This window comes from Pantoea sp. X-Soil-OKNW-556 (genome assembly GCF_059730695.1).
In genome coordinates this window covers 126,888-142,809 of record NZ_AP035992.1, presented here as the reverse complement: position 1 = coordinate 142,809, position 15,922 = coordinate 126,888, and the positions used below count along the sequence as shown (strand labels likewise).

At 55.2% G+C, this 15,922-nt stretch carries 14 protein-coding genes; 11 read left to right on the top strand and 3 right to left on the bottom strand.

Features of this window, described 5'->3' with window-relative positions:
- Positions 1-11: 11 nt before the first annotated feature.
- Together AC6I8T_RS24310 and AC6I8T_RS24305 are read left to right on the top strand one after the other, a co-directional pair.
- On the top strand, positions 12-257 hold the full coding sequence (locus AC6I8T_RS24310; protein ID WP_208726827.1) for a type II toxin-antitoxin system Phd/YefM family antitoxin: 246 nt from the start codon (positions 12-14) through the stop codon (positions 255-257).
- On the top strand, positions 254-517 hold the full coding sequence (locus AC6I8T_RS24305; RefSeq protein WP_497834618.1) for a Txe/YoeB family addiction module toxin: 264 nt from the start codon (positions 254-256) through the stop codon (positions 515-517). The genes AC6I8T_RS24310 and AC6I8T_RS24305 overlap by 4 nt, the downstream gene beginning before the upstream one ends.
- Positions 518-559: 42 nt before the next feature.
- Here the strand turns inward: AC6I8T_RS24305 and AC6I8T_RS24300 are convergent, their stop codons facing one another.
- A complete protein-coding gene (locus AC6I8T_RS24300) occupies positions 560-1,216 on the bottom strand; it encodes a GntR family transcriptional regulator (RefSeq protein ID WP_497834617.1) in 657 nt (218 codons plus the stop codon).
- 165 nt (positions 1,217-1,381) lie between these two features.
- Between AC6I8T_RS24300 and AC6I8T_RS24295 the strand changes: the two genes are divergently transcribed.
- The 7 genes from AC6I8T_RS24295 to AC6I8T_RS24265 are packed head-to-tail and all read left to right on the top strand — an operon-like array spanning position 1,382 to position 8,813.
- The gene (locus AC6I8T_RS24295; protein ID WP_497834616.1) at positions 1,382-2,875 is read left to right on the top strand and encodes an ABC transporter substrate-binding protein; all 1,494 of its coding nucleotides are present in this window, start codon (positions 1,382-1,384) and stop codon (positions 2,873-2,875) included.
- On the top strand, positions 2,872-3,720 hold the full coding sequence (locus tag AC6I8T_RS24290) for an ABC transporter permease (protein WP_021185401.1): 849 nt from the start codon (positions 2,872-2,874) through the stop codon (positions 3,718-3,720). The genes AC6I8T_RS24295 and AC6I8T_RS24290 overlap by 4 nt, the downstream gene beginning before the upstream one ends.
- A gap of 1 nt (position 3,721) precedes the next feature.
- On the top strand, positions 3,722-4,636 hold the full coding sequence (locus AC6I8T_RS24285; RefSeq protein WP_208726822.1) for an ABC transporter permease: 915 nt from the start codon (positions 3,722-3,724) through the stop codon (positions 4,634-4,636).
- On the top strand, positions 4,633-6,060 hold the full coding sequence (locus AC6I8T_RS24280) for a M20 family metallopeptidase (RefSeq protein WP_497834615.1): 1,428 nt from the start codon (positions 4,633-4,635) through the stop codon (positions 6,058-6,060). Before AC6I8T_RS24285 ends, AC6I8T_RS24280 begins: the two co-directional genes overlap by 4 nt.
- A complete protein-coding gene (locus tag AC6I8T_RS24275) occupies positions 6,044-7,042 on the top strand; it encodes a 1-aminocyclopropane-1-carboxylate deaminase/D-cysteine desulfhydrase (RefSeq protein WP_208726820.1) in 999 nt (332 codons plus the stop codon). The genes AC6I8T_RS24280 and AC6I8T_RS24275 overlap by 17 nt, the downstream gene beginning before the upstream one ends.
- Positions 7,043-8,014 (top strand): ornithine cyclodeaminase, encoded by a 972-nt coding sequence (locus AC6I8T_RS24270; protein WP_497834614.1) that lies wholly within the window; start codon positions 7,043-7,045, stop codon positions 8,012-8,014. It begins immediately after the preceding gene.
- Positions 8,004-8,813 carry a sulfurtransferase gene (locus AC6I8T_RS24265; RefSeq protein WP_497834613.1) on the top strand — a complete coding sequence of 270 codons (810 nt, stop codon included), beginning with the start codon at positions 8,004-8,006 and terminating at the stop codon, positions 8,811-8,813. The genes AC6I8T_RS24270 and AC6I8T_RS24265 overlap by 11 nt, the downstream gene beginning before the upstream one ends.
- Before the next feature lie 10 nt (positions 8,814-8,823).
- On the opposite strand, the gene AC6I8T_RS24260 is transcribed toward AC6I8T_RS24265, so the two are convergent.
- The gene (locus tag AC6I8T_RS24260; RefSeq protein ID WP_497834612.1) at positions 8,824-9,996 is read right to left on the bottom strand and encodes an RHS repeat-associated core domain-containing protein; all 1,173 of its coding nucleotides are present in this window, start codon (positions 9,994-9,996) and stop codon (positions 8,824-8,826) included.
- A 126-nt stretch (positions 9,997-10,122) separates the two neighbouring features.
- Positions 10,123-11,736, bottom strand: coding sequence for a dipeptide ABC transporter ATP-binding protein (locus AC6I8T_RS24255; RefSeq protein WP_497834611.1), 1,614 nt, complete (start codon positions 11,734-11,736; stop codon positions 10,123-10,125).
- Between the two features lie 513 nt (positions 11,737-12,249).
- Here AC6I8T_RS24255 and AC6I8T_RS24250 point away from each other — a divergent pair.
- Both AC6I8T_RS24250 and AC6I8T_RS24245 read left to right on the top strand, forming a co-directional pair.
- Positions 12,250-12,402, top strand: coding sequence for a Hok/Gef family protein (locus tag AC6I8T_RS24250; protein WP_036627069.1), 153 nt, complete (start codon positions 12,250-12,252; stop codon positions 12,400-12,402).
- Positions 12,403-12,636: 234 nt separating this feature from the next.
- Positions 12,637-15,837, top strand: coding sequence for a hypothetical protein (locus AC6I8T_RS24245; protein WP_497834610.1), 3,201 nt, complete (start codon positions 12,637-12,639; stop codon positions 15,835-15,837).
- Positions 15,838-15,922: the final 85 nt, after the last annotated feature.

Here is a 15,922-nt window from a genome sequence, read left to right as displayed (position 1 = left end):
GAGCGACCATCATGCATACACTAACGTTTACGGAAGCACGCAACCATTTCGCGGATACAATGCAGCGCGTGTCTGATAATGCCGAACCCGTGCGCATTTTACGTCGCGATGCACCAGATGTGGTGATGATTGATGCAGAAGAATATGACGCCATGATAGAAACGCTGTATCTGTTCAGCAATCCTGCTAATGCCGCACATCTGAATGCCTCGCTTGACGAGTTGGACAAGGGCGATCTGGTTGAAATCGACGTTTGAAAACTTTATTCACCAAACGTGGTGCCGAAGATTACAACTACTGGAAAGAGAATGATCCAAAGTTGTTTGAACGCGTCAGAGAGCTGATCAAAGCCACTCATGAGAATCCGTTGCAGGGTATTGGTAAACCTGAACGGTTAAGGCATTACAAAAACCCTGCCCTTTATTCACGTCGTATAAACCGGGAGCATCGTCTGGTTTACAGCGTCAGTGATGGCGAAATCACGATAGTTGCGTGTCGGTTCCGTTACGAGTTTTAACTTTTTTTGTAGCGGCGCGATTTATCACGCCCCAGAAAATCATCAAACAAAATACGTCCTCAGCAAAATCGCCGCGCCGTCATCAATCGCCTTCATCACCACCTGCTCCGCCAGCACCACATCTTTGGTCTGCAACGCCTCCAGCAGGTGATCGTAATTATGTCCTTTGGCCATTTCCATCGATTGCGGATAGAGATAATTCAGGCAAGGCCCAATCTGCACCCACAGTTGTTCAATCAGCAGCAACAACGTGGGCATTTTTGCATACCCATACAGGGTAAAGCGGAAAGCACGATTGGCCTCCAACGCAGCTTCAACTTCCCCACTCAACTTGGCCTGCATAAAGCGATCGCACAATTTTTTAAGCTCAGAAAGTTGTTTTTTCGTGATATTCGGTGTCGCCATCCGCACCGCTAACCCTTCCAGTTGCTTACGTATCAGAGTGATCTCCTGATATCGCGCCAGTGTCATTTCCGGCACCAAAAACGCTGCTGCCGGAGTAGCATTGAGTGCACCAGCCGAAACCAAACGCAGTAACGCCTCGCGTACCGGGGTGATGCTGGTACCTAGCTGGGCCGCCAGATCACGCGTTACCAGGCGCGCACCGGGCTTGAGCTTACCGACAATCAGGGCGCTACGCAGCGTGGCTTCTACCTGGGCAGTCAGGCTAAGTCGCTGTGCTTTTTCCATCTCAATCATGCGTTTTTTCCTTTCCCGGATTGTGCAAATGGTAAGAAGTTTAAATGTTTTGTTGCCAAAACGTCCCGCTATAGGATATATCATGTATTACAAAACAAGCGAAGCACGATCAACACAGCAACACTCTTTTCACTACGTTACCGAATGCATTTTGGGATGAAGTTTATGAGACTACCTGCAGTGAAGTTTGCTACCACCGCATTGCTTTTTGCCCTGTTACCCGCCAGTTTGCAGGCGGCAGAGTTGACCATCGCCCAACCCGCATCAGCCACGGCTATGGATCCCGGCTTTCTCAAAGAAGCCGCCACGCTGGTGGATAATATTTTCGATACCCTGGTACGTCGCGCCGATGATATGTCGCTGCAACCGGGCCTGGCGACCGACTGGAAAGCCATCAATGACACCACCTGGCAATTTAACCTGCGCAAAGGGGTGAATTTCACCGATGGCGAGCCGGTCAATGCCGAGGCGGTAAAATTCTCCATTGACCGCATTCTTGACCCCGCCAACCACGCACCGACCATCTCCTACATCCGCACCATTAAATCGGTCGAGGTAGTCAACGACTATCAACTGTTGATCCATACTAACGGTCCGGATCCGCTGCTGCCAACCCGCATGAGCCGGTATCCGACCTATATTGTCCCGCCCGCTTATGTGAAAAAAGTGGGTGCCAGCGAATTTGCGCGCAAACCGATTGGCAGCGGTGCTTACAAGCTGGACACCTTTATCCCGGACGAAAAAGTGGTGATGGTCGCCAATGACGCTTACTGGCGTGGCAAACCTGCCATTGACCGCGTCACCTGGCGTCCGATCCCGGAGGCCACCGCCCGTATCACCTCATTGCTGACCGGTGAAGTCCAACTGGTGGAAAGCGTGCCTGCCGATCTGGTGCCCGCGCTGAAAAATCGCCCTGGCGTTGCGCTGGAGCAGGTTAAAGGCGGTGGGTTAACCATCTATCTCGGTCTGAAAAACAACGAAAAACCGTTGAACGACGTGCGTGTACGTCAGGCACTGTCGCTGGCGCTGAATCGTCAGGCGTATACCCAGCAGTTGCTGCATGGCTACGGCACGCCGACCGGTACTATGGCGGGAGCCAATGATTTCGGTTATCTGGCGGTTCCCGCCACCACCCAGGATGTCGCCAAAGCTAAAACCCTGCTGACGCAGGCCGGATATCCGAATGGTTTTACTCTGCGCTTCCAGGCACCACGCCGTTATATCGCCAGCGCGGATGTCGCCCAGGCGATCGTGCAGGATCTGGCAGCGATCGGCGTCAAAGCCCAGCTCGAAGTGCCTGAATGGTCGGTTTATACCCAGCAGGTCGCGGCGCAGAAGCAAGCCCCGATGTATATGCTGGCGTGGGGATCGACCCAGACACTGGACGCCGATGCCGCCCTGTTCCCGATACTGCACAGCGGCGAACCCTACTCGACGGTGAACGATCCTGAAATGGATAAGTTGCTGGATCAGAGCCGCCAGACGGTGGATGCCGCGAAACGTAAAGTGCTGCTGCAACAGATTCAGCAACGCGTTGCTGAACAGCAGCCGCTGATCCCGTTGTATCGCGAAGACACGCTGTATGCGCACAGCGACGCACTGACCTTTAAAGGCCGTGTCGATGCCCGTATCCCGCTGTTTGATCTGAGGCTGAAATGATTAACCCGGCAGCAGCCTTACAACGTCGGCCACGCCGTATTTTTTACGGTGATGCCATCATCGGCAGCGCGCTGCTGCTGGTGGTGATCGTGGCGGCGTTGCTGTCTCCGTGGCTGCCATTGCCGGACCCGTTAACCAACCAGTTAACCGAGATGTTCCTGCCGCCAGGCACTGGCGGCCATTTGCTCGGCACCGATCAACTGGGCCGCGACCTGCTCTCGCGCATCCTCGCCGGTACGCGCCTGTCGCTGTTGGTGGTGGTGCTGGCCGCCGCGATTGGTGCGGTGGTCGGCGTGGCGCTTGGCATGATTGCCGGTTATGCCGGTGGTTGGGTTGATGCCCTGATTATGCGCCTGATCGATATCCAACTGGCGGTGCCCTTTATCCTGCTGATCCTGCTGGTGATTGCGTTGATGGGAACGTCCACCACCAACATTATCGTCATCATGGGGGTGACCAGTTGGGCGATCTACGCCCGCGTGGCGCGTGCCAAAACGCTGGAAATTCGCGAGCTGGAATACATCCAGGCGGTGAAAGCGATGGGGTTCTCGCCACTGCGTATTTTGTTGCGTCATATCCTGCCTAATCTGCTCACCCCGTTGGTGGTGCTGCTGACACTGGATATTCCGCGTCTGATTGTGCTGGAAGCCTCAGTGGGTTTTCTCGGCATGGGCATTCAGCCGCCGACGCCCACCCTCGGCAATCTGATCGGTGAAGGTCGTTCGTATATGTTGCTGGCACAGTGGCTGGTGCTGTATCCCGGTCTGGTGATCGCCGCGCTGGTGATTGGCTGCAACCTGCTGGGCGACGCCCTGCTGCGCCGCACCCATACGAGGCTGGATTAATATGCTGAACATTTTACTCAATCGCCTCGGACAATCGGTGTTGGTGTTATTCGGCGTATCGCTGCTGATTTTCTTCAGCCTGCACCTGACCGGCGACCCGGCTGCGCTGATGATGCCCCCCGGATCCAGCCAGCAGGAGATTGATACCTTTCGTCACAGCATGGGCTTTGACCGCCCACTGTTGTGGCAGTACGGCCACTACCTGAGTGGCGTGTTGCAGGGCGATTTTGGTGAATCGTTGCGCTACAGCCAGCCGGTGCTGGCATTAATCGGTGAACGTCTGCCTGCGACGGCGTTACTGGCCGTCAGCGCGCTGGTGTGGAGTTCCCTGCTCGGCCTGCTGCTCGGCATCATCAGCGCGCTGCGCCCGCACAGTTTTTGGGATCTGATCTGCCGCCTGGTGGCCTTCAGTGGTCAGGCCATCCCGGTGTTCTGGCTCGGACTGCTGATGATTTTATTTTTCAGCCTGCATCTGCAATGGCTGCCCTCCAGTGGCTACGGCAGTTTCACTGCGCTGATTATGCCCGCCGTCAGCCTCGGTGCCTTTTATATGAGCGCAGTGGCACGTCTGACGCGTGCCAGCCTGCTCGAAGTGCTGCAACAGGATTACATCCGCACCGCGCGTGCCAAAGGGTTGAGTCAGTGGCGCATCGTGGTGCGACATGGCCTGCGTAATGCGTTGATCCCGGTGGTGACGGTGCAGGGTATGTACTTCGCTTCGCTGCTCGGCGGCGCGCTGGTGACAGAAATTATCTTTGCCTGGCCGGGTATTGGTCGCCTGGCGATTCAGGCGATTCAAAACCGCGACTTCCCGCTGGTACAGGCGATCGTCCTGCTGGCCGCGCTGGTGTTTGTGGTGATTAATCTGCTGATCGACCTGTTGTATCTGGTGCTGAACCCGAGGATCCGCCTGTGAACCGACTCGACGCCACCCTGGAACTGCTGAGTGAACTGACACGCTGGCCAAGCGTGTCGGGACAGCTTGACGCGCAACACGGCCTGGCCGCGTGGCTCGAATCCTGGATGGTGACGCACCTGAACGCCCGCGTGATTTATCCGGTTGCCAGCCAGGCAGCCGACAAGCCGCCGGTGGTGCATGTCCGTATTGATACCGGTGCCAGCAAAACCGTGGTGCTGTACAACATGTACGACGTGATGCCTGCGGATGACGCGGGCTGGGATGTGCCGCCCTTTGTCGGTGGCGTCTGCCACTGGGACGATTTGGGCGATGTGTTCGTCGGACGCGGTGCAGAGAACAACAAAGGTCCGGTGGCGGGGATGTTGATTGTGCTGCGGGAGTTGTTGCAGAACGACCAACTGGCGGTCAACCTCGAAATCTTGCTGGAAGGCGAAGAGGAAATCGGCAGCGGCACGCTGCGGCGTTACCTCGCGCAACAGCCCTGTCCGGTGGCACCGGCTGAGGCGGTACTGTTTCCGTCGCTGTGCGAATATGGCGGCGGCGCACCTCGCGTCTATCTCGGCTTTACCGGCCTCGCCACCGGACGCTTAAGCGTCAACGGCGGCGACTGGGGTGGCCCTTCCTCCGCCATTCACGCCAGTAACGCCGGATGGATAGCCAATCCCGCCTGGCGTCTGGTGCAGGCGCTGGACGCCATCGCCCCCGCCGCTGACAGCGGTGTACTGGGCTACATCGCGCCGGATGCCGAGGCTAACGCGCTGCTGGCAACGCTGGCGCAGTCGTTCAGCATCGATGATGAGCTGCGCTTCCGCCGCAGCCAGCGTCTGATGATTACCGGTGACGCGGTCACTTGTTTGCAAACCTTGCTCGGCAGCGCCGTGCTGACGCTGGCCGAGTTGCACAGCGATCCGGTCGGTGGTCGTGGCGTGATCCCGTTCCGGGCCAGCGCCGAACTGGCTTTCCGTATCCCGCCCGCGTTTGATCAGGATGCGATGATTGCAGCCGCGCAGCAGCGCCTTGAACAGCCGGATTTGACCGGCACCCGGCTGGAACTGGTTGATCGCTATCCGGGAATTCGCTTTGGTCGTCACGCCAGCGGCGTCGATGAACTGATCGCCAGCTATCAGACGCTGGGCGCACAGCCGCAAATCTGGCCGTGGGCACCGGGTTGCGCCCCGGCGTATGCCTTCGCTGCCATCGCCCCCGCTTTTTTAATTGGCGGCCTGGGGCACGGCGGCAACGCCCACGCCGTAAACGAATTTGTCACCCTGACTGGACTGGAGCGCTTCCAGCAGTCGCTGAGCCTGTGGCTCACCGCATTTTCTGACTCGACCTTTGGTCGGGTCGCGCCACACCAGGGAAACACCAGAGAAGTACTAAAACAAAATATTACAGGTAATTTTAATGAAGACAGTCGATGAGTTTACACGCGTGCCGTTGGGGTTCTTCCCCACGCCGCTGGAGCCGCTACCGCGGCTTGGGGAGGTATTAGGCATAAATCTCACCATCAAACGTGATGACTACAGCGGCTTCGGCGGCGGCGGCAACAAAGTCCGTAAGCTGGAGTACCTGATGGCAGAGGCCTGCCAGGCGGGCGTCAACGTGGTGATCACCACCGGTGGACATCAGTCAAACCACGCCCGTATGGTAGCAGCGGCGGCGCGTAAGTTTGGTATGCGTCCGGTGCTGGTGCTGCGCGGCAACCCGCCTGCCAGTTGGCAGGGCAACCTGCTGCTCGATAAGCTGTTCGGAGCCGAGGTGCAATTCCTCGACCCGGACGGTTATTTCACCCAGATCGAAGGGGCGATGCAGGCGCACGCCGATGCGGCCAGCGCCCGCGGCGAGAAGCCGATGATCATCCCACTGGGCGGTGCCACACCGCTCGGCGCGCTGGGTTATGTACGTGCGGTTGAGGAAATCAGCGCGCAGCTTGCTGAGCGCGCCGCCCCGGTGCCGGATTTTGTGGTAGCACCGACCGGTTCCGGCGGTACCCTCGCGGGACTGCACGTTGGCACGCGCCGTTACTGGCCTGAGACAAAAGTGATCGGCATCAGCGTCAGTGCCAAAGCCGACTGGTTCCAGCCGCGTATTTCAGGCATGGCGCAGGATTGTGCTGATTTGCTGCAATGGCCACAACAGTGGCAACCCGACGATATCTGGATTGAAGATGGCTATGTCGGTGAAGCTTACGGCATCCCATCAGCCGGCGGTATCGACGCCATTTACCAACTGGCGCAGCAGGAAGGCGTGTTGCTCGATCCGGTCTACACCGGCAAAGCGATGCACGGCCTGATATCGCTGGTTAAACAGGGGCGTATTCCGCAAGGTGCCAACGTGACGTTCGTGCATTGCGGTGGTTCTCCCGCGCTCTATCCGTTTGCCGACCGGCTGCTGGAGCAATAAATGCGCGTGCTGGACGAAGCCACGGTGGCGCTGCTCGGCGGCGACGATCCGGCATTAGCGCTGGCCGATGTGCGTGACGTTGTCACGCTAATGCGCGCCGGTGAAACGCAGATGCCTGCCGAAAACCATATCGACCTCGCGACACCGCTCGGCAAAGCCTATGCACTTCCCGCCAGGGTTGGCGGACATTTTAACGCTGCGGGCGTCAAGTGGACCGCCCACCGCCCGCAGCGACCCGATGCGCTACCTGCCGCCCTGGCGGTAACGCTGATCAACGATGCCGCCAGTGGCGTGCCACGCGGCCTGGTTGCCAGTGGCGCATTAACTGCCGCGCGTACCGCTGCCGTCAGCGCGCTGGCATTGCAATATGCCGCGCCCCGTGCGGTAAAACGCGTGTTACTGCTGGGTGCCGGTTTTCACGCCCGGGCGCATCTGCGTATGTTGCAGACCTTGTTTCCGACGCTGTCGCAAATCGGCGTGTGGAATCGCACGCCGGAAAATATGTCAGGCCTTAACGGCATCACCCCCGAGCCCGATCTCGACGCGGCACTGGCAAAACCGTATGACGCGGTGATCACCTGTACCAGCGCGACGCAGCCCATTGTCGATGCGCCTGCGGTACGTGCGGGCCGCCTGATAATCCAGGTAGGCTATCACGAGGTAAGCTTTGCCGCGATCAAAGCCAGCCGCCAGGTGGTGGTGGATGCATGGGGCGATTTCGCCCAGCGCAGCGCCAAAAGTTTGTTCCAGATGTTCCGTGCGGGGGAATTCGCCGAGCACGAAGTCGCGGCCGATCTCACCTCGCTGGTGATAGATGGCTGGCGACCCGACGCTACCGATAGCGTCTACTTCTCCTCCTTCGGGCTGAACGTTTTCGATATCGCCCTCGCCGCCCGCGTGCTGACAGCGGCCGAGCAGCAGCAGCCTGGAAACTGGCAAACATTATTTAATGGGGTCACGCATGATCATTAAGGCCAGTGCGCTGCGGCTGAGACAGTCACGCGGCGAACATTTTTTATTGATTGATGTGCGTGACGTGGCCGAATGGCAGGCCAATACGTTGCCCGGTGCGCAGCACTGCAACGTTTACGATTATTTTATCGCCGACAGCACCCCTGCCGGGTTGGCGGCGATGGCAGCCGACGCTGCCGCCGCGCTGCAACCGTTGTTTGATCGCTATCCGGCCGCAACACCGGTGTTTTTTGAACAGCAGGTGGGGATGCGATCGCCGCGCGGTGCCTGGTTCGCATGGCTATTGGGTCGGGACGATGCATTGATTCTCGATGGTGGATTGGATGCCTGGCGGGAGACAGGTGACGACCTGGAACCCGGCAAGGGATTAAGTTACACCGTCACACAAAATTCAGAACACGCTGTCGTAAGTTGGGACAGCCGCTGGGTCAGCAGCCGTCATCAGGTCATCAACGCTGATGGCAAAACGGTGATCAACGTTGACGCGCGGCGTCCGTCAGAATTTGATGGCAGCTTCGTGCACGATTGCTGCCATCGCGCCGGGCGTATCCCTCATTCCCGCCTGTTGTTCTGGGAAGATGTGCTGGAAAATGGCCGCTTTCGTACCGCTGCGGAAATCGCCCAGCGAGCTGAAGCGGCAGGTTTGGCACGGGGTGCACAGTTGCAGGTCTACTGCCATCGCGGCGCACGCGCCGCCACCGTGCTGGCGGCATTAAAACTGGCGGGTTATCCGCAAGTGGCGATTTATGTGGGTTCCTGGCATGAATGGGCAGAACATGATGAACTGCCCATTTTGTAATTCAACGCGCTTATTTCAATAACGAACTGTCCTGATGAGCAATTAATTTGTGCGTCGCCAGCTTATATTCTGTCGTAAATGAAGCCGGACAAAGGTCACAATGAAAACGATTTTTATTATTATGAATTCTCGACCTGTGACAAGCTAACGTTGCTGCATTTTTATATATTTTATTGCACAGTTCGCAAATGTACGTCTTTTCAGGATCATGCGTTTTTATATGCACAGCCAGTTCAAAACTTCTCTTATAGGCCCGTCTGCAACCATCGTTCTGACAAATGTAGGGTTTGTCTTCGCTATGTATGTGCATATGGCTGTCCATATCTCGAGCATGGTAAAGGTGTATCCCGCATTGGCTGCAAATCAGGGGCGTGTTGTTTTCCTGATTTTTATGTTTTGTATATAAGTATGGGGATTTAAAAACCTGGCTACAGGTTGGACACCGTATTACGAATGCTTTTTGCGTCGGCGTGGGCACAGGATCGCATGAAGGACCAGGCTTTGGTGGCTCAAGTGTCACCAAAGCCGCAACAGGCGCAGGCGGCGGTGGATGTAAACTGTCAGAGGTGAGATTGAGCACGGCTATGGGCGGGTGAACGCCATCCGGTACAGACTGCTGAGGAAGGTCTTTCGCTTTATTGATCCTTAGATCCAGTGGCTCTTCATTAGCCATCCTGCCATCCAGATCTCGCAGCGTAACGGGATTGTTTCCCACCATGCAAAACAGATTCAACCCGTCCACAGTGCCTGCCGGATCGCTGTTCAGCCAGCGTATTGCCCACGGCACATAATAGCGCCAGTTATAAAAAATCAACCCGGTGGCATCGCGTTCTTTACCTGCATAACGCTGGAATTTAAGCGCCGCGCCAGCCTGCGCACCGGTTAACCAACTGGCGGTGCCGCCAAACGGATACCAGGTTTCGCGGCTGACCAGCATGCCCTCTTCATCCACTATGCCGCTCAGACTCGCGAGCCTGTCAGCGAGGTTAAAATGCACAATTTTCTCACTGACAGTCTGATAGATATGGCTATTCCCGACAACGACCACCCGCAGACGCTGTTGCGCGCCGCTGCGCAGCTCCACGCCAGGCAGGTAACGCACCTGCTGCCGGGTGCCGTGATGGTACTTAAGCTGGCGCTCGCCGGGAGCAGCGTAACGGTAAAACTCATGGGATTGTGACATACATTATCTCCTGTATTAAAAAGGGAAAATCTATGTCACCGGCAATCTATAAAAACCCGTCACGGTGCGATTTATTGCGCAGGTTTTTCCGGATTTGTGCACGAAATAGCGCGATAAATCGCGCCGCTACGGACAAAGGGCACGTTGCGTAAGCGCCTGTTGCACATTCGGCGCGGCGGCCAGAAGCTGGCGTGTGTACTCCTGCTGAGGCTGCCTTACCACCTGCTCGGTCGCGCCGGATTCCACAATCCTGCCGTGATACATCACAATGACACGATCGCACAATTGCTGAACCGCGCTGAGATCGTGGCTGATAAACAACACAGACAAGCCAAGTTTGTCACGCAACTCGCTGAACAAAGACAGAATTTGCCCACGCACCGACAGATCCAATGCGGCGACCGCCTCATCCGCCACCAGCAGTTTGGGTTCCATCGCCAACGCACGGGCAATCGCAATACGCTGACGCTGTCCACCCGAAAAGGCGCTGGGTAAACGATCTGCATGTTCCGGTTTTAAACCCACCAGCGTCAGCAATTCATTAACACGCGCGTTGATCGCCGCCCCGTGCCGTAGCTGCCAGACACGTAACGGCTCGGCAATCTGTTCTCCCACGGTAATCTTCGGGTTCAGACTGGCGTAGGGATCCTGGAAGATAATCTGGCTGTGGCGACGCAGGCTATTCAACTGGCGACCTTTCAACGGTTTCCCTTCAAATAACACCTCGCCGCTGTCGGCGGCGATCAGGCCGATTGCTGCACTGCCCAGGGTGGTTTTGCCTGAGCCAGATTCACCAATCAGACCAACAATTTCTCCGGGCTGAATCTCCAGGTTGGTGGGATGCAGCACCGTCTGGCGCTTGCCCGGCATCAGCGGCAGGCGTCCCGGCGTTGAATAGCTTTTACAGATGTCGCGCAGTGTCAGCAACGGTGTCTGACGCTCCCGCACCGGAGGAGTGGGGGGGAGATGTGATAAAGAAGCATTGATCAGTTTTTGGGTATAGGGATGCGCAGGCGTCCCGAGGGTGCTAAGTACATCCCCCTGTTCAACCAACTTCCCTTGTTGCATCACGCATACCCGATGCGCATAACGCGCCACCACCGAGAGATCGTGGGTGATCAACAACATGCCCATCCCCATCTCCTGCTGCAACTCCTGCAACAATGACAGGATTTGTACCTGAATGGTGACATCCAGCGCGGTGGTCGGCTCATCGGCGATCAACACATCCGGTTGCCCACTGATGGCGCTGGCAATCATCACACGCTGGCGCATGCCACCTGAAAGTTGGTGGATATACTGGCGCGCGCGCTGTGCCGGGTTGACGATACCGACGCGATCCAGCAATGCCACCGCTTCGTGCTGTGCCTGTTTCCAGCTGAATTGCCGATGACGTACCAGTACTTCGGCAATTTGCTCACCAATACGCAGCGTAGGGTTCATGCTGGTCATGGGTTCCTGAAACACCGTCGCGATGCGGCAACCGCGTAATGTGGCGGTGCGCCTCGCATCCAGTTCCTCTCCCTGAAAACGGATGATACCCGAGGTTTGTTGCACGCCCGGCGGTAGCAAATTCATCAATGCCAGCGAGGTGAGTGTCTTACCGGAGCCTGACTCCCCTACCAGTGCCACAATTTCCCGCTGATCGAGATGGAACGAAACATCGTCCACCAGCAGACGTTGGTCTTCCGTTGCCAGATTGAGGTGTTCCACAGACAGGAGGCGCGTCGTTGCATTCATAAGGCTATCGGTCCGTAAAAGCGGAAAAATACAGGATATATCCTGAGAGAAAAGCTAACAAGAACGTTAGGTTATGACCCCAAAGTCATGAATATAAGCGCGTGACAGAAAAAAAGAATAAAAACGAGTAAATCGGCATTATTGTGAGGTTAATCACCGAATTGTGATGTAACAATCATTTCTGATGGTTTATACAGAGAAATTGCCCACAAATAACTTCTCTCGACAAAATAAATTATATTATTTTATATTTTTTCATCATATTGATTTAAATGATAAAAAATATAAGTTCTTGTAAAAAATCGTCGAAATTTCGCGCATTCTGTTAATTGCAGCTGTGACAGGGAATAAGTAGACTCGCGGCGGGTGCTTGAGACTTTCTGTCTTAAGCATTGCTTTCGCTGACGGCAGAAAGAGAAAAGCCCCAGGTTAATATCCATCAACCTGAGGCCTCCTTCATGCTCGCAACATAAAGGTAGCCTCTTACCTGTCGAAAGACAAGGAGGAGTATCAATGAAACAGCAGACGGTGATCATTATCACCGCCCTTATCCTTGTGACGGCCACGGCTGTCTTGTTGGTCGTCCGGAAGGAACTCTGTGAGGTGCGATTCCGAACCGGCGTTATGGAGGTTGCTGTCTCACTGGCTTACGAATCCAGGAAGTAAGAGCAATCGCGGCGGGGTTCGCCCCGCCGTTCCGGTTGTTGCAAAGCACAGGCTCTCAGGCACCCTTCTTTCCGCATCATTCCCCTGGTGCCGCAATACCTTAACGGACGGGTACTGACCTATAATTCCCCGTGTTTTGCCCATGATGTGATAAAGATGCAAAACCGCGAAACCCATCATCATACTAAGTTGTTAACTTAATATTGTTAGCAAAAACACGATAAAGGGACTTATATGTATCCAGCCAACGGCACGGTTAGCCTTCCTTCTCCAAATACAGTTGCACGCCGGGATGATCGGACAGAAATAACACCGGGAACGTTCCACATCGCAAACCTTCATATGACTCAGGCCACGCTCTCATCATCTTTTGCTGGCACACAATCCATTAAACCCACCACCGTTAACGTGCAACCTCCCGCGCAAAACTTTGCGCTGGCACACTCATTAGCTGCCTCTGCGCAACCTCCTCAGCTGACTGGCTCAATACTAAGAACGCAACATCTGGTTCTCCCCCGTACAGGTGCCCTTCTGGAACAGATTTTTAAGGATACAACGGCCCCCACACGTCGCAATGATATGCCCAATATCACGCGAACCCAACGTGATGTGATTGAAAATCGAATCAACAATGCCTGGTCGCCAATCCCTACAAGACGGATAAGGCGAACGGGACGTCCGGCAGCTGTGTTGACGCCAGAGATGCAGGCAAAGAAAGATGCGGAAGAGCAGATGGTCGTTACTCTGGAGAACATCGCCAAAGCCACTTTTCCGCATTTTCGTCTGTTGCAGGACAACCTACTGAAACATGCCATGAACTTGCTTGGCGCAAATATGTCTGGCCAGGCACTATCCGACGCAACAGTAGATGCATTTGCAACCGTGCTGCTAAGGCAGGCGCCACACAACAGCCAGCAGGAACTCAAAGAATATATTCGGCAAGTGAAGCTGGGCGAGTTGATTGGCAGGGTTACCGGCGACACATCCGATGCAGACCCGCCAGTTGCTGCTGAACCGGGCACATCAACCTTCGCTGTGCAGTCAATCGCTCCGCCCCCCATCAAACGCAAAGACCCCGAACACCATGATTCCCCGCCACAAATGGCTAAACTCTCTCGTCGTAAGGAAAGCATTGAGGAGGCGCTGAAACAAAAAGACGGTGAACTCGAAGAGCAATGGGTGCATCGCTTGCTGGATCTGGGCTTACCTTACCGAGTCATCCAAAAAACCACCGGATATGCTTCCGATACGTTACGCTACACCGGGCGCTTCGCGACTGTCCCTGCTGAAGCGATCGCGATAAAGAATGCACTGCTTCCTGAGAACACGTTCGAATCTTCCCGTGCGTATGCACTGGAGTTTGATAAACGTTCCCGACACCTAAACCTTTCCAACCAACAAAAATGCCGAATTCTGGATCGGACTCAACGCACCCTACAAAACTGGGGGATTATCAAGATACTGAGCAATAGAGCGCTTCTGGCTATAAACAGGACCGATGTGAGCGAGTGCATAACGCCGTTGGAAGAGGCGATGAAGTACAAGAGGGAAAACCGTTCCCTTAACTCGCGCGACCTGATCGCCCTGACCGGTGTAACTCAGACAGAGTTGGCGCAGCATCCCCTGTTCTGGAAGTTATCAGAGGTGGGTGTGAAGGCCTTTCAAAAAGAAAAACGGCGACGCGAACACGGCCCCAATGGTGAGAAACCTGAAACAGAGAAAGAGTTCGCCATCCGCCTGTTCCAGACTTATAACCTCGATCCAACTATGCCGGATTTGACGCTTACTGATATCTCACTGCTTAGCCGCGTGAGCTTATCCACCATCAGAGGCCTGTGGCAATTTAAAAAGCTTACCGATGATACCGAAGCACTGAAAATACTTTATCCGCAGGAGGGTCGGCATCCACTGGATTGGGCTTTACACATACGTCATCAGGACTACGACATAACCCTCGAACAATTAAGTACCATTACGCAGTTGGACACCTGGACAATCTCCTCAGAGCAGGACTATCTCGAATGGACCCGTGAAGCCCGTGAGGCAGAAAAAAACGTCCCACGCGATGGTCGGGATGATTACCAGTACTCGCTGTATCTCCATTTAGTCCGTCCCGATCTCTCTGCCGCAGAAATTTCCCGTGTAACCGGTTATCGCGTTACTTCAATGCGCACAGACAAAAATGACCGTGACGATTTTGCTGCGCTGTTTGGCAATAAATTCGCGCCGAAGTTGACGAAAGCGGTCGTAAGACGCGCCAAAAAGCGACGCGCTACATCAGCCAGTACGGTTGTCAGTTCTGTCATCAACACCGCCACGACCTCCAGAAGATCGACGACCATTGCGGTTAACAGACGTTTATCTGCTGCGCAAAGCCACGCAACCTCGCCCACTACACCAACTGCTTTCGTGGCAGCTCCCGTTACAGTCCGTATGGAGGAATGGTATGAACCATCAGGTTTTGAACAGCCATCGCTTGTCCCTGTGGGCTACGTTGGTTTTACCCCACCGCCGGCGATGACCGATCCTCCTCTCCTGATACCATTTGCCCAGCCGCAACCGGAAGCCCTATCACCACCGCCTGCGTTGGCAACACCTGACCCCAGGGATATTCACATGACATCGCCGCAGATTATTGTTCACGCTCCCGAACCCATGCAGCACCTCCAGATGCCCTCCTCTGCCATATCATCGCTACCCGCATTGGTGACACCTTATCCCGAGGATATTTGCATGACGCCACCCTCCATACGTGCTTCAGCATCGCGCCGGGATGACTGGCTTAATGATTTGCCCTCACTCCCCTCCGACCTCGCCCAACTCTATGTCGGCGCTGATCCGATGGAGTTGCCACAGCTCGAGCCAGACATGGTGATCGATGAAACACCCTGGTTTCCTTCGGAAAATGATGTGATCCTGCTGGCAGAAGGGACACTGCGCCAGCCAGGAGGCATTCATAAGCAACACGTTGAATGGGTGCTCCGCATGCTGGTTGCCAGCGTTGAATTTCCAAATGATGTGGTGTTGGACATTACAGACCGGCGATACGGTGTAGAAAATAATATGAAACTGCGCAAACCGAACACTGCCCCCACAGCTAATGACAAGGTGATTTCTCTGGTAGCAAACCAGGATATGCATATCGGGAATTTTACCGCCCCCTGGTGGGAACTGAACCGCCAGGATAGGCAAAATAGTCACGTCCCTGCCAATAGTGACTCGTTATTTATCAGCATCAGTCAGGGGCTGGCGGAATATGGTCTTACAACATTCCTGGTAGAAACGCTCCATCATATGGTCGCTGATGAATTAGCGTGTAAGCCCAGAGTATGGTTGGCGAATATGGACATGGATCTCTTACGGCAGCATCTGGAAACCGTCAGAAGAAATTTATCCCGTGAAAAGTATATACAACTGTTTGGAGAGTCGCCTTAATTCCCCCGGGCTTTGCTGTCACAGCGCGATTTATCGCGCTGTTTTGCACAGTCGTGATAACGTGCAGCGCTACTCTGATAAAGCT

Coding starts and splice junctions, on each gene's coding strand:
- AC6I8T_RS24310 (WP_208726827.1), top strand. CDS start 12: ATGCATACACTAACGTTTACGGAAGCACGCAACCATTTCGCGGATACA.
- AC6I8T_RS24300 (WP_497834617.1), bottom strand. CDS start 1,216: ATGATTGAGATGGAAAAAGCACAGCGACTTAGCCTGACTGCCCAGGTA.
- AC6I8T_RS24295 (WP_497834616.1), top strand. CDS start 1,382: ATGAGACTACCTGCAGTGAAGTTTGCTACCACCGCATTGCTTTTTGCC.
- AC6I8T_RS24290 (WP_021185401.1), top strand. CDS start 2,872: ATGATTAACCCGGCAGCAGCCTTACAACGTCGGCCACGCCGTATTTTT.
- AC6I8T_RS24285 (WP_208726822.1), top strand. CDS start 3,722: ATGCTGAACATTTTACTCAATCGCCTCGGACAATCGGTGTTGGTGTTA.
- AC6I8T_RS24275 (WP_208726820.1), top strand. CDS start 6,044: ATGAAGACAGTCGATGAGTTTACACGCGTGCCGTTGGGGTTCTTCCCC.
- AC6I8T_RS24270 (WP_497834614.1), top strand. CDS start 7,043: ATGCGCGTGCTGGACGAAGCCACGGTGGCGCTGCTCGGCGGCGACGAT.
- AC6I8T_RS24265 (WP_497834613.1), top strand. CDS start 8,004: ATGATCATTAAGGCCAGTGCGCTGCGGCTGAGACAGTCACGCGGCGAA.
- AC6I8T_RS24260 (WP_497834612.1), bottom strand. CDS start 9,996: ATGTCACAATCCCATGAGTTTTACCGTTACGCTGCTCCCGGCGAGCGC.
- AC6I8T_RS24255 (WP_497834611.1), bottom strand. CDS start 11,736: ATGAATGCAACGACGCGCCTCCTGTCTGTGGAACACCTCAATCTGGCA.
- AC6I8T_RS24250 (WP_036627069.1), top strand. CDS start 12,250: ATGAAACAGCAGACGGTGATCATTATCACCGCCCTTATCCTTGTGACG.
- AC6I8T_RS24245 (WP_497834610.1), top strand. CDS start 12,637: ATGTATCCAGCCAACGGCACGGTTAGCCTTCCTTCTCCAAATACAGTT.